Consider the following 12,163-nt stretch of genomic DNA (forward strand, 5'->3'; position numbering starts at 1 on the left):
GTCATCGGTAGACAACAGCGGCGACCCGCGCCAGCGCCCCCCGAACGGGGAATGCGCGGGCGCTCGCCGCTGTTGTCTACCGATGACGGGACGGGGCTCGGCGCCCCGCCCACCGGACAGCTCGGAGGAGCCAGAGGCAGATGGCAGGAACAGGGATGAACAAGGGTCGAGGGGCGCGCGGCAGTGACGACGAGATCGTCTACCGCCGCCACGCGAACGGACGCGGCATGGTCGCTCCCGGATCGCGCGTCTCGGCGACCGCGTACGTGGAGACCGGCGCCTACGTGGAGCCCGGCGCGACCGTGGGCGAGCGCGCCTGGATCGGCGCGGGCAGCTGGGTCGACCGCGACGCCATGATCGGGCACAGCGCCTTCATCGGCGCGAACGTGCACGTCGGGCCCGAGGCGATCATCGGACCGGGGGCGCGGATCGGGAGCTACTCCCGCATCGGACGCTCGGCCGTGATCGCGACCGGCGCCCGCATCGACCGCGACACCGTGGTGCCCGACGGCGCCCGGAGGGGCATCGACGAGGCGAGCGAGAGCGGCCGCCGCGCGGCCTGACCCCACGACCCTGTTCCGCCGGCTCCCCGGAGCGGCGGAATAGGGTCGTTCCATGTTCGAACTCCACCACCTCAGCGCCCAGGAGCAGTGGGACTGGCTGCAGCGCGGAGAGGTCACGCCTCTCGAGCTCGCCGATCACTACCTCGCCCGGATCGAGCGGTGGAACGGGGAGCTGGGCGCCTTCGCCACGGTGACCGCCGATCGGGCGCGGGAGCGGGTGTCATCGCTCGGCACCGGGCCCGGCACCGCTCCGCTCTGGGGCCTGCCGAGCGGCGACAAGGACCTCTGGCGGCGCGCGGGCGTGCGGACCGCATTCGGATCCCGGCTGCGCGAGCACCACGTGCCCACCGCCTCCGACGAGATCGTCGAGGTGCTCGACGCGGCGGGAGCGGTCAGCCTCGGCAAGACCGCGGCGCCCGAGTTCGGGATGCCCTCCTACACCGAGACGCGCATCGGCCCGCCCGCCGTCACGCCCTGGGACACCCGCCTCGGGGCCGGCGGATCCAGCGGAGGAGCGGCGGTCGCCGTCGCCGCGGGACTGCTGCCGTTCGCCCCCGCCTCGGACGGCGGCGGGTCCATCCGCATCCCCGCCGCGGCCTGCGGCCTGGTGGGACTGAAGCCCTCCCGCGGACGCGTCGCCGCGCTCTCCGGCATCGGCGGGGTCGGCGGCCTGACGGTCGCCGGGCCGATCACCCGCTCGGTCGCCGACGCGGGCCTCCTGCTCGAGGGCATGCTGGAGCGGACGAACGGCCGCCTCCCGCAGCGCTGGTCGCTCGGCGCGCCCGGTGACGGCGACGGCTCGTTCCTCGGCGCCGCGGTGCGCGGAGAGGGGCGCTTCCAGATCGGCGTGCTGACGGACTCGCCCTGGGACGAGGAGTACGAGATCGCTCTCGCTCCGGAGGCGCGCGCCGCGCTGGACGAGGGGATCGCCGCGCTGGCCGCGCTCGGCCACGGGCTCGAGGAGGCGTCGCTCCCCCCGAGCGCCGCGTACCCCGCCGCGTTCCGGACGCTGTGGCAGAGCGGCGCGGCGACCCTGCCCGTCGAGGGCGCGGGCCTCGATCTGCTGGAGCCGCTGACCCGCTGGCTGGTGGAGGAGGGACGCCGGCGCTCCGCCCGCGAGATCGTCGAGGCGGCGTCCTGGCTCTCGGGCTACGAGCGCGCGGTGATCGCGGCATTCGCCGGCGTCGACGCGGTCCTGACGCCGTCGCTGGCGATGACGCCGCGCCCCGTCGGCTGGTACGACCTCGAGGACCCCGAGCGCAATTTCGAGCAGCAGTGCCTCTACACGCCGTACACGTCCTTCGTGAACGTGAGCGGCCTCCCCGCGATCACCCTTCCGCTGAGCACCACGGAGGAGGGCCTGCCGATGGGAGTCCAGCTGATCGGGCGACCCGGCGGCGAGGCGACGCTGCTGGCGATCGGCGCGCAGCTCGAGCGGCGGGCGCGCTGGCAGATGCGGCACCCGCCGCAGTGGTGACGGGGGAGGCCGCAGCGATGACGGGTCCGGGCGCGGCTGCACGGCGGATGGTCAGGGTCCGGCTCTGGTCACTGAGGTAAGCCTTGCCTATACTCGAATACGATGTGCATGTTCGAGGACCGCGACGGCTCCGCGCCGGTCGACGTGAAGCAGTTCCTGATCGCGGGCGACGAGACCGTCGTGCCGTGGATCCAGAGCATCCTCGACGCCCTCCCCGCGAACGCCCGCGGCCAGGTCTTCGTCGAGGTCGACGACGCGCGCGGACTGCCGCCGCTCGCCGCCCCCGGACGGGTCTGCGTCACCTGGCTCGGCCGCTCCGAGCGCTCGGGCGCCCCCGGCACCGGTGAGCGATGCTCCCGCGGAGTCGCACTCGACCGCGCGGTCCGGGCCTGGGTCGGCGAGATGTCGGTCGTCGACGGTGACTACCCGTGGGCCGACGGCCGCCACGACTTCTGCGCCTGGATCGGCGGGGCCGGCCCCGTCGTCGCCGAGCTCGCCGCCGACGTCGAGGCGCGCCTGCGCACCTCCGCCGAGCACGCCGCGCGCTGACCGTCCGCCGGGCGTCCCGGCTGAGTTTTAGGCAAGGCTTACCTTCTGTGCGAGACTGAGGCGATGCCTCCGACGACCGCCGCCCCCGCCCGACCGGCCTACCGGCCGTACCTCGCGACCGTCGCCGCAGCGACCCGGATCGCCCCGCACTTCATCCGCGTGACCCTCACCGGCACCGGCCTCGACCACGTCGGCTGCACCGGCCCCGACCAGCGCATCAAGCTCGTCGTCCCCACCGCCGCCTCCGACGCCCCCGCCTTCCTCGCCTCCGTCTCGGACCCCGACGGACCCGACGGACTCGACCCCGACTGGTACGGCCGCTGGCGACAGCTCCCCGACGAGCTCCGGAACCCGCTCCGCACCTACACCATCCGCGCCGTCCGCCCCGAGGACGCCGAGGTCGACATCGACTTCGCCGCCCACGGCGACACCGGACCGGCCTCCGCCTGGGTCGAGAGCGCCCGCGCCGGCGACCAGATCGTCATCATCGCGCCCGACACGCGCTCCGACCTCCCCGGCGGCGGAGTCGAGTTCCACCCCGGCGCCGCCACCTCCCTCCTCCTCTCCGGCGACGAGACGGCCGTCCCCGCCATCGCCGCGATCCTCGAGAGCCTCGACGACGACGCCACCGGAGCCGCGTTCCTCGAGGTCCCCACCGCCCACGACCGCCTCCCGCTCCGCCACCCCGCCGGCGTCCACGTCACCTGGATCGTCCGCGCCGACGCGGCAGCCCCCGGAGCGGCCCTCGGCGACGCGGTCCGCGCCTGGGCCACCCGCTTCCTCACCGCCCACCACCGCGGCGTCGACGTCAGCGACATCGACGTCGACCACGAGATGCTCTGGGAGGTCCCCGACGAGAGCACCGACCCCGGCCTCTACGCCTGGATCGCCGGAGAAGCCGGCGCCGTGAAGCTGATCCGCCGCTGCCTCGTCACCGAGCTCGGACTCGACCGGAAGCGGGTGGCGTTCATGGGGTACTGGCGCCTCGGCCGCCAAGAGTCCAACTGACCCGGAGCGCCGCAGGGCGACGTTCTGCGGCGTTGTCGTCGGGCGCGATACCGCCGGTATCGCTTCCTCCTCCGCCTTGCAGAACGACGCCCTGCGACGCTCCGGGCGCTGCTCGTAGAGGATCGGCGCGCCGGGGGCGCGGCCGCGGGGGACGGCGCGCCGGGGGCGCGACCGCAGAGGATGCTGCGCGCCAGGGGCGCGACCGCGGAGGACGATGCTGATCTAGTGGACCTCGCAGAGGGCGTCTCGAGAGTCACTGCCGACGGACTTCGCGCGTGATCGAGCGTTTCTCGGGTGCCTGGCGAGTCGGGTGACCGCGCCCGGACATGCTCATCGGGTAGCCCTCGGAGAGGGAGTTTCGAGATCCACGCGCGACCGATTTCGCGGCTGATCGAGAAGCTCGCGGGCACACACCGAGTCGGGCGACCGCGCACAGACCTGCTGATCGGGCAGCCCTCGGAGAGGGTGTGTCGCGATCCTCCCGGCGAGCGGGTCGGGTACTCCGCGCCGCCCCCGCGTCGAGTCGTCGGCGGCGGCGGGGAGCGGCAGCGGGCTACAGGGTGGGGGAGACGCCCACGAGGCGGCTGGAGAGGGTCCAGAGGTCGTGGGCGAGAGCGCGGTCTCGGGCCTGGGGGTTCAGGGAGCCGCGCGGTGTCAGCTGGTCGAAGTAGGTGCCGCTGGCGGCACCGACGTCGGGCTCGGAGGCGAGGGTGATCAGCGGCACCGCACCCGCCTCGGCGGAGATCCCGAAGGAGCCGACCGAGAGGCTCGTCATCAGCTTCATCATCGTGCTGTCGGCACCGAAGCTCGTCGAGACGACGCCCGGGTGGAACGAGTACGCGTCGACCGACGTCGTCAGCAGGCGCTCCGCCAGCTCGCGGATGAAGAGGATCGTCACCAGCTTCGACGTGCCGTACGCCCGCCAGCCGCCGAGCCACGGACCGCGGCGGTTGTCGAGGTCGTCGAGCCTCAGGCGACCGAAGCGGTTCGCGAGGCTCGCCGTGGAGACGACGCGGACGCCGGCCCGCTCCCTCGAGGTCTCGATCATCCGCGGGAGCAGGAGCCGCGTGAGCAGGAACGGCGCGAGATGGTTGCTCTGGATCGTCCGCTCGTGGCCGTCGACCGTCTCGGCGCGGTGGGAGACGAGCCCGCCCGCGTTGTTCGCCAGCACGTCGATCCGCTCGTAGCGCTCGAGGAGGCCGTCGGCCAGGGCGCGGACGTCGTCGAGCCGGTCGAAGTCGGCCAGGAACGCGTCCCCTCCCACGTCGGCGGCGACCGCGCGGGTGCGCTCGGGGTTCCTCCCGACCACGGCCACGCGGGCACCGGCGGACGCCAGCGCTCCCGCCGCGACCCGGCCGATGCCGGAACTGGCTCCGGTGAGGACGACGACGCGCCCCGTCATGTCAGTGACCACGGAGATATCCGCCCTTCTCGAGACCGGCTTCGATCTCGAATCGATTGCGCAGCGGATCGCGACCCGCCACCGTGTACGCGAACGGGAACCACATCCCGTAGAGCCGCCACTGCTCCTTGTGCACGGCCTCGTGCTCGAGGACGCTGTCGGAGACGTTGGTGCCCGTGAGGTAGCTCGTGCCGACGCAGGACCCTCCGCGGCCGAACGCCCAGGAGGGCAGACCGGTGAAGACGACGAGGCCGTGGCTGCGCCGGATCGGGCCCGTGCTCCACAGCGCGCCCCAGGCGAGTCCGACCGCGCACGCGAAGAGGTAGCCCGGCCGGGTGATCGCCGGATCCAGGGCCACCGTCGCGACGGCTCGACGGAGCGCGCTCACGCGCTGTCGCGTCCGTAGGTCTCGAGCAGCCGCAGCCAGACCTCGCTGATCGTCGGATAGGAGGGGACCGCGTGCCAGAGGCGCGAGAGCGGCACCTCGCCGACGACGGCGATCGTCGCGGAGTGGATCAGCTCTCCGACCTCCTTGCCGACGAAGGTGACGCCGAGGACGACCTTCCGGTCCTCGTCCACGACCATCCTCGCGGTGCCCGTGTAGCCGTCGGCGGCGAGGGCGGCGCCGGCGACCGAGCCGATCTCGTAGTCGACGACGCGGGTGCGGTATCCGGCCTTCTCGGCGGCCGCGGCGGTGAGGCCGACCGACGCGACCTCGGGGTCGGTGAAGACGACCTGCGGCACGGCCTCGTGGTCGGCGGTCGCGACGTGCGCTCCCCAGGGGGCGTCGTGGACCTCGGCACCGGTGGCGCGCGCGACGATCACGTCGCCGGCCGCACGGGCCTGGTACTTGCCCTGGTGCGTGAGCAGTGCGCGGTGGTTCACGTCGCCCACCCCGTAGAGCCACGGACGCCCGCCGCCGAGGGGAGCACCGTCGCCGCCCAGCACGAGCATCGTGTCGTCGACCGTCAGCGAGGAGCCGGGCTCGAGGCCCACCGTCTCGAGGCCGACGTCGCGGGTGTGCGGGGCGCGGCCGGTCGCGGCGAGCACCTGGTCGGCCTCGATGACGTCGCCGCCCTCGAGCGTCACGGCCACGGTGCCGTCGGACCGGCGCTCGACCGAGACGGGCGAGTCGCCGAGGCGCAGGTCGACGCCGAGCTCCTGGAGCGCCGAGCCGACGAGCTCGCCGGCGAAGGGCTCGAACGGCGCGAGGAGTCCGCTGCGGGCGACGAGCGTGACGGAGGAGCCCATGCCCGCGTAGGCGGTCGCCATCTCGGTCGCGACGACTCCGCCGCCGATGACGACGAGGCGCGGCGGCACCTCCTCGGCCGAGGTGGCCTCGCGGCTCGTCCAGGGGGATGCCGCGCGCAGGCCCGGGATGTCGGGGACGACGGCGGTGGTGCCGGTCGCGACGGCGACGGCGGAGCGGGCGCGGAGCACGCGCACCTCGCCGTCGGGTCCGGTCACGGTCACCTCGCGCTCGCCGCTCAGGCGGCCGTGCCCGCGGACGAGCTCGATGCCGGCGCCCTCGAGCCACTGCACCTGGCCGTGGTCGTCGAAGTGGCTGGTGAAGGAGTCGCGGCGGGCCAGGAGCGCGGGCACGTCGACTCCTCCGCTCACCGCCTGCGCCGCGCCGGGGAGATCACGGGCGGCGCGGAGCGCCATCGGCGGCCGCAGCAGCGCCTTCGAGGGCATGCACGCCCAGTAGGAGCACTCGCCCCCGACGAGCTCGCTCTCGACGACGGCCGCGGTGAGGCCGCCCTGGACCGCGCGGTCCGCGAGGTTCTCGCCCACCGGCCCTGCTCCGATGACGATGACGTCGAACTCGTCCGTCGTGCTGCTCATGCTGTCTCCCTGGGGTTCTCGGAGGCGTCGAGCCCCGTCGTCTGTGGGTGCCCGGCGCTCAATGCGCCGGCACGATCTCGGCCCGCCAGCCGTCGTAGCGGCCGCCGTGGCTCTCGACCGCCTCGATCACCTGGCGGAGGAACGCGGTGGTCGACTCCTCGTCGACCGCGGCGTGGTGGCTCGCGACGAGGACCTGCCTCAGCCGAAGCCGCGAGATCGCGATCTGGAAGCCGGAGGCCACGAGGACGCGCCCGGCGCGCCGTGCGGTGCTGCGGCGGGAGAAGACGGCGAAGTGGTCGACCTCGCGCAGCTCCCACACCTGGTCGCCGTAGCGGAGCCGGATCTCGAGCTGCTGCGCGGCGCGCTCCTGCTGCGCCTCGAGGGAGGAGCCGCCGGGCGCCGTGACGGTGGTGCTCTCGTCGCTCATCGTCCGGTGAACTCCGCCGTCGTGCGCTGGAGGAAGGCCTCGGTGCCGATGCGCGCATCCTCGGACGCCGCGAGACGCGCGAGCGCCCCGGGGAGCGCGGCCGCGGCCTCGGCGTCGGACGCGGCGACCGCGAGCCGGGCACTGGCCAGGGCGGCCTGCACGGCGAGCGGCGCCTGCGCGGCGATCCGGGCGGCCAGCGCCCAGGCCGCCTCGGCGACCGTCCCGTCGGGGACGACCTGCTGCACGAGGCCGATGCGATGGGCCTCCTCGGCGTCGAAGAGGTCGCCGGTGAGGATCCAGCGCATCGCGTCGCCCCAGCCGACGGCGCGGGGGAAGCGCAGCGTCGCTCCGCCGAAGGGCAGGATGCCGCGGGCGACCTCGATCTGGCCGAAGCGGGTGGACCGCTCGGCGAGGACGACGTCGCTCGCGAGCGCGAGCTCGATGCCGAGCGTGAGGCAGGTGCCCTGGAGGCCGATGACCACCGGCTTGCTCACGGGGCGGGTGCGCAGGCCCCAGGGGTCGAGACCGCCCTCGGGCACGAAGTCGAGGCCGTCGGAGCCCAGACGGGGCCCGATGTCGGCGAGGTCGAGCCCGGCCGTGAAGTGCCCGCCCTCGGCGAGGACCACGCCGGCGCGCAGCTCCGGGTCGCGGTCGAGCTCGCCGTACGCGGACGCCAGCTCCGCGAGCAGCCGCAGATCGGCGGCGTTGCGCTTCTCGGGCCGGTCCAGCACGATCGCGAGCACGGTTCCGCGCCGCTCGGTGCGCACGCGCGGTCTCTCGTCGCTCATCGTTCCTCCGCTCGGTCGCGTCCGACCATCTTGCCGGGTGCCGCCGACACGCGCTCGGGCTTGCGCGCCGATGGCAGGGCTCTCTCAGGCCCCGCGGGACAGAGCGCCGAGGAGGCGGAGGATCGTGGGCAGGTCGTCCTCGGCCGCCGTCGGCGACGACGGGGCGAACGAGGTGACGCCGGCGCCCGCGAGCGGGAAGCGGGACCGGAGGGCGTCGAGGCTCGCGACGAGGCGCGAGGCGGGCACGCCGAAGGGCACGGGGTCGAACAGCCCGGCGAGGTCGGCGGGGTCGAGCACGTCCAGGTCGAGGTGCACGTAGACGGAGGCGGCACCGGTCGCCTCGACCGCCGCGACGAGCGACTCCGGGTCGAGGGCGTCCGCGGTCAGCACCGCGGCCCCCCGCTCGACCAGCGGCTCGAGCTCGCCGTCGTCGGCGGAGCGGACACCGGCGAGGACGACGCGCTCGTCGGCCACCCGCTCCTCGGCGCCCGCGCTCAGGAGGCCGACGCCGCGGCCCAGCGCGGCCGAGAGGACCATGCCGCAGAAGGCGCCGCTGGGGGAGGACTCGGGAGTGTGCGCGTCCGGGTGGGCGTCGAGCCAGACCAGCGCGACCGGACCCGGTGCCGAGCGGACGGCGTGCCCGATCGCCGCGAACTCGACGCCGCAGTCGCCGCCGATCGTGATCACGGGACCGGTGCGGCCCGAGAGGGCCTCGCGCACCCGCTCGGCGACGGTGGCGACCGAGGCGTAGCGGCGGATGCCGGTGTCCTGGGCGTCGCCCGCCTCGGCGGGGATGTCGAGGGTCGTGGTGGCGGAGGAGGGCAGATCGCCCCGGATCGCCTCGGCTCCGTCGACGAGGCGCATCGCGCGCGTCGACGCCGAGCCCTGCCACTGGGGGACGACGAGGAAGGAGGCCATGTCCCTCACTATGGCACGCGCGCCGGTGCCGGGTGGCTGCGTGCTCAGGCCGCGGGCAGGCCTCCGGGAACGGCTGCTGGGCGGAGCGACGGGGGTGCGCCGTCGAGGTCGACCAGGGCCTCGTCGAGCGCGGAGCGGGCGCGGTCGGCGGCAGCGCGGGCCTCGTCCAGAGCGCCGGCCGGATCGCCTGCCGCACGGCGCACCGCGGTGTCCAGCTGCCCGAGCGTCTCCTCCGCGAGGATCCGGGGTGCCGCGGTGATGCGCTCGCCGTGCACGGCGGCCAGGAGCAGCACCGACTCGGCGCCGAGCCGGGCCGCGGTGCGCGCCGCCTCGAACAGGAGGAGCTGGCGCTCGGCCTGGGCGCGCGGCTCACGGTACCCGGAGACGACGGCGTCCAGAGCGGAGTCGGCGTCGAGCAGCAGGACCAGCAGCGCGGCCGGATCGTGGCGGGCGCCGGCCGATCGGGCGTCGTCGGCGTCCAGGAGGAGCGACCGTGCCGCGGCGCACGCGACGGCCACGTCGGCGGCGGAGGCGAGCTGCGCCGAGGTGCGCAGGTCGGAGAGGGTGGCGGCCCGCTCCAGGTCGTCCCGCACGGAGCGCTCGACGCCGCTCAGCTGCACCTCGGCGCGGGTCACGAGCCCGACCAGCGAGTCGACCGCGTCGAGCAGGGCGCCGGGATCGGGGGAGCCGCCGGCGGCGACGTGCTCGACGGCCTCGCGCAGCGGTCGGACCCGGCGCTCGGGAGTGGTCCCGGCGAGGACGGAGACCTCGGAGCGCGCCTGCTGCACGCGCTCCGGGAGGGACGGGCTCGGCGAGGTCACTCCGTGATCGTACGGCCGGAGTGTGACACCGCGTGACACGGCGGTTCGACCGGCGGCGGCGGCGTGCCCAGGATGGAGTCATGACCCGCTCACTCGCCATCGTCGAGGTCGCCCGCGTGCGACCGGGCCGCGAGGAGTACCACGCCTACGTGCAGATCCTGAACGGCCGCATCCTCGCCCTCGCGCACGAGCGCGGCTGGCGGGCGGAGCGCTTCGCCGCCGAGGAGCTGGGCACGGAGGAGCTGCTGGCGCGCACGGCGGGGGCGGACGCCCTCGTCCTCGCGGGCGGCGAGGACATCGCTCCCGAGCAGTACGGCGCCGACCGCGGCTACCCGGCCGAGGGCCCCCACGCGGAGCGCGCCGACGCCGCCCAGATCGCGCTGGTGCACCGGGCGCTCGCCCGCCGGACCCCGCTGCTGGGCATCTGCCGCGGCCTGCAGATCGTCAACGTCGCGCTCGGCGGCACGCTGGTGCAGGACCTGGGTCCGGAGGCGGAGCACGTCAACGCGGCGGCTCCCGCTCACCAGCGCATGCACCGGCACGAGGTCGGGCTCGCGGCGGGCTCCGTGCTCGGCGGGCTCTTCGGATCCGAGGCGCTCGCGGTGCAGAGCGCGCACCACCAGGCGGTCGACCTGCTCGCTCCGGGGCTGCGGGTCGTCGCCCGGGCGGAGGACGGCGTGATCGAGGCCGTCGAGCACGTCGCGGCCCCCCTCGTGGGTGTGCAGTGGCATCCCGAGGACCCGGACGCTCCCGCCGGTCAGCTGGCGACGCTGCTCGACGGGCTGGCGCTCGCCGCCGCCCGCGGGGAGTTCGCGCTGCCCGTCGCCGCTTGAGCGGCCGGGGCTCCCCGCGGGCGACCGGCCTCAGCGGGCCAGTCGGGCCATCCACGCCTCGATGTCGTCGGCCGAGCGCGGGATGCCGGCCGAGAGGTTCTCGGCGCCGTCGGAGGTGACGAGCACGTCGTCCTCGATCCGGACGCCGATGCCGCGCAGCTCCTCCGGGACCGTGAGGTCGTCGGGCTGGAAGTAGAGGCCGGGCTCGATGGTGAAGACCATGCCCTCCTCGACCAGTCCGTCGAGGTACATCTCGCGCCGTGCGCGGGCGCAGTCGTGCACGTCGAGTCCGAGGTGGTGGCTGGTGCCGTGGACCATGTAGCGGCGGTGCTGCTGGTTGTCGGCCTCGAGCGCCTCCTCGGCGCTGACCGGCAGCAGGCCCCACTCGGCGGTGCGCCGTGCGATGACGGCCATCGCCGCGGCGTGAACCTCGCGGAAGCGGATGCCGGGGCGGACGATCGCGAACGCGGCGTCGGCCGCCTCCCGCACCGTCTCGTGCACCCGGCGCTGGGCGTCCGTGTAGCGGCCGTCCACCGGGAAGGTGCGGGTGATGTCGGCGGTGTAGTAGCTGTCCTGCTCGACGCCGGCGTCCAGCAGCACCAGCTGGCCGGGGCGCACCGGCCCGTCGTTGCGCGTCCAGTGCAGGATGCAGGCGTGGGGGCCCGCCGCGGCGATGGTGTCGTAGCCGACCGCGTTGCCGTCGGCGCGCGCGCGTCCGTTGAAGACGCCCTCGATCAGGCGCTCGCCCTTCTCGTGGGCGATGATGCGCGGCAGGTCGGAGAGGACGTCCTCGAAGCCGCGGCCCGTCGCGTCGACGGCGGCGCGCAGCTCGGCGATCTCGTAGGCGTCCTTGACCAGGCGGAGCTCGGCGATGTCGCGCTCGAGCGCCGCGTCGCGGTCCGCCCGCTCGTCGGCCTCGACCGCGTCGAGACGGCCGGTCACCGCCGGGTCGGCCTCGCGCAGCACGGCGAGGGGGACGCCGTCGTGCGCGTCGAGGACCGCGTCGAGCTCGGCGATCCCGCGGGTGGCGAGGCCGAGATCGCTCGCGACCTGCGCGAGCGACGGACGCGGCCCGATCCAGAACTCGCCGATCTCGGGGTTGGCGTAGAACTCGTCGGAGTCGCGGCCCGCGCGCTCGCGGAAGTAGAGCGTCGCGCTGTGGCCGGACCCGGCGGGCTCGAGGACGAGCACCGCGCCGGGCTCGGAGTCGGAGCCCCAGCCGGTGAGCCAGGTGAAGGCCGAGTGCGCACGGAACGGGTAGTCGGTGTCGTTCGCGCGCTGCTTGAGGCGGCCCGCCGGGACGACGATGCGCACGCCGGTGTGCAGCGCGGAGAGGCGCTCGCGGCGGGAGGCGGCGAAGGACGCCTGCTCGCGCGGAGCAGGCAGCGGCTCCTCCCGCTCGGCCCAGCCGGACGCGATGAAGTCGCGGAAGCGGTCGGAGGCGGGGGTCGTCGAGCGGTTCGCGGTGGCGCGGGGGCGCGAGGCCGACCCGGCGGTGACCGGCCGTCTCGACGCGGTCGAGGCCGACGAGC

General features: G+C 74.9%; 13 protein-coding genes. 5 read left to right on the plus strand and 8 right to left on the minus strand.

All coding sequences use genetic code 11. The features are described from left to right. Nucleotides 1-155: 155 nt before the first annotated feature. The 4 genes from C5C69_RS16135 to C5C69_RS16150 all read left to right on the plus strand — a co-directional run bounded on the left by C5C69_RS16135 (nucleotide 156) and on the right by C5C69_RS16150 (nucleotide 3,597). Nucleotides 156-563 carry a transferase gene (locus C5C69_RS16135; protein WP_104317518.1) on the plus strand — a complete coding sequence of 136 codons (408 nt, stop codon included), beginning with the start codon at nucleotides 156-158 and terminating at the stop codon, nucleotides 561-563. Between the two features lie 52 nt (nucleotides 564-615). After that, entirely contained in the window at nucleotides 616-2,040 is a 1,425-nt protein-coding gene (locus C5C69_RS16140) for an amidase (RefSeq protein ID WP_104258294.1), read from the plus strand. 108 nt (nucleotides 2,041-2,148) lie between these two features. Further along, a complete protein-coding gene (locus C5C69_RS16145; protein WP_160034004.1) occupies nucleotides 2,149-2,589 on the plus strand; it encodes an SIP domain-containing protein in 441 nt (146 codons plus the stop codon). A 63-nt stretch (nucleotides 2,590-2,652) separates the two neighbouring features. Further along, entirely contained in the window at nucleotides 2,653-3,597 is a 945-nt protein-coding gene (locus C5C69_RS16150) for a siderophore-interacting protein (RefSeq protein ID WP_104234577.1), read from the plus strand. Nucleotides 3,598-4,150: 553 nt separating this feature from the next. Here C5C69_RS16150 and C5C69_RS16155 read toward each other — a convergent pair. The 7 genes from C5C69_RS16155 to C5C69_RS16185 all read right to left on the minus strand — a co-directional run bounded on the left by C5C69_RS16155 (nucleotide 4,151) and on the right by C5C69_RS16185 (nucleotide 9,798). Further along, the gene (locus C5C69_RS16155; RefSeq protein WP_258065329.1) at nucleotides 4,151-5,011 is read right to left on the minus strand and encodes an SDR family NAD(P)-dependent oxidoreductase; all 861 of its coding nucleotides are present in this window, start codon (nucleotides 5,009-5,011) and stop codon (nucleotides 4,151-4,153) included. Next, nucleotides 5,001-5,387, minus strand: coding sequence for a Fe-S oxidoreductase (locus C5C69_RS16160; protein ID WP_104227423.1), 387 nt, complete (start codon nucleotides 5,385-5,387; stop codon nucleotides 5,001-5,003). Before C5C69_RS16160 ends, C5C69_RS16155 begins: the two co-directional genes overlap by 11 nt. Further along, nucleotides 5,384-6,844 (minus strand): NAD(P)/FAD-dependent oxidoreductase, encoded by a 1,461-nt coding sequence (locus tag C5C69_RS16165; RefSeq protein ID WP_104225031.1) that lies wholly within the window; start codon nucleotides 6,842-6,844, stop codon nucleotides 5,384-5,386. The genes C5C69_RS16160 and C5C69_RS16165 overlap by 4 nt, the downstream gene beginning before the upstream one ends. Before the next feature lie 58 nt (nucleotides 6,845-6,902). Further along, entirely contained in the window at nucleotides 6,903-7,271 is a 369-nt protein-coding gene (locus tag C5C69_RS16170) for a ribonuclease E inhibitor RraB (protein WP_104225032.1), read from the minus strand. Next, complete coding sequence (locus C5C69_RS16175) at nucleotides 7,268-8,059, minus strand: crotonase/enoyl-CoA hydratase family protein (protein ID WP_104256199.1); 792 nt, start codon at nucleotides 8,057-8,059, stop codon at nucleotides 7,268-7,270. The genes C5C69_RS16170 and C5C69_RS16175 overlap by 4 nt, the downstream gene beginning before the upstream one ends. Before the next feature lie 84 nt (nucleotides 8,060-8,143). Further along, entirely contained in the window at nucleotides 8,144-8,977 is an 834-nt protein-coding gene (locus C5C69_RS16180) for an arginase family protein (RefSeq protein ID WP_104225034.1), read from the minus strand. Nucleotides 8,978-9,021: 44 nt separating this feature from the next. Further along, complete coding sequence (locus C5C69_RS16185) at nucleotides 9,022-9,798, minus strand: hypothetical protein (protein WP_104239623.1); 777 nt, start codon at nucleotides 9,796-9,798, stop codon at nucleotides 9,022-9,024. Nucleotides 9,799-9,878: 80 nt separating this feature from the next. Between C5C69_RS16185 and C5C69_RS16190 the strand changes: the two genes are divergently transcribed. Beyond that, nucleotides 9,879-10,631 (plus strand): gamma-glutamyl-gamma-aminobutyrate hydrolase family protein, encoded by a 753-nt coding sequence (locus C5C69_RS16190; RefSeq protein ID WP_104248220.1) that lies wholly within the window; start codon nucleotides 9,879-9,881, stop codon nucleotides 10,629-10,631. Between the two features lie 30 nt (nucleotides 10,632-10,661). Here the strand turns inward: C5C69_RS16190 and C5C69_RS16195 are convergent. Beyond that, the coding region (locus C5C69_RS16195) for an aminopeptidase P family protein (RefSeq protein ID WP_258067546.1) at nucleotides 10,662-12,163 on the minus strand (1,502 nt) is incomplete at its 5' end.

This window comes from Rathayibacter sp. AY1C7, assembly GCF_002931865.1.
GTDB lineage: Bacteria > Actinomycetota > Actinomycetes > Actinomycetales > Microbacteriaceae > Rathayibacter.

Excerpts from the sequence above, each read along its gene's own strand:
- C5C69_RS16135 (WP_104317518.1), top strand. The coding sequence starts at position 156 with ATGAACAAGGGTCGAGGGGCGCGCGGCAGTGACGACGAGATCGTCTAC.
- C5C69_RS16170 (WP_104225032.1), bottom strand. The coding sequence starts at position 7,271 with ATGAGCGACGAGAGCACCACCGTCACGGCGCCCGGCGGCTCCTCCCTC.
- C5C69_RS16140 (WP_104258294.1), top strand. The coding sequence starts at position 616 with ATGTTCGAACTCCACCACCTCAGCGCCCAGGAGCAGTGGGACTGGCTG.
- C5C69_RS16180 (WP_104225034.1), bottom strand. The coding sequence starts at position 8,977 with ATGGCCTCCTTCCTCGTCGTCCCCCAGTGGCAGGGCTCGGCGTCGACG.
- C5C69_RS16190 (WP_104248220.1), top strand. The coding sequence starts at position 9,879 with ATGACCCGCTCACTCGCCATCGTCGAGGTCGCCCGCGTGCGACCGGGC.
- C5C69_RS16150 (WP_104234577.1), top strand. The coding sequence starts at position 2,653 with ATGCCTCCGACGACCGCCGCCCCCGCCCGACCGGCCTACCGGCCGTAC.
- C5C69_RS16145 (WP_160034004.1), top strand. The coding sequence starts at position 2,149 with ATGTTCGAGGACCGCGACGGCTCCGCGCCGGTCGACGTGAAGCAGTTC.
- C5C69_RS16175 (WP_104256199.1), bottom strand. The coding sequence starts at position 8,059 with ATGAGCGACGAGAGACCGCGCGTGCGCACCGAGCGGCGCGGAACCGTG.
- C5C69_RS16165 (WP_104225031.1), bottom strand. The coding sequence starts at position 6,844 with ATGAGCAGCACGACGGACGAGTTCGACGTCATCGTCATCGGAGCAGGG.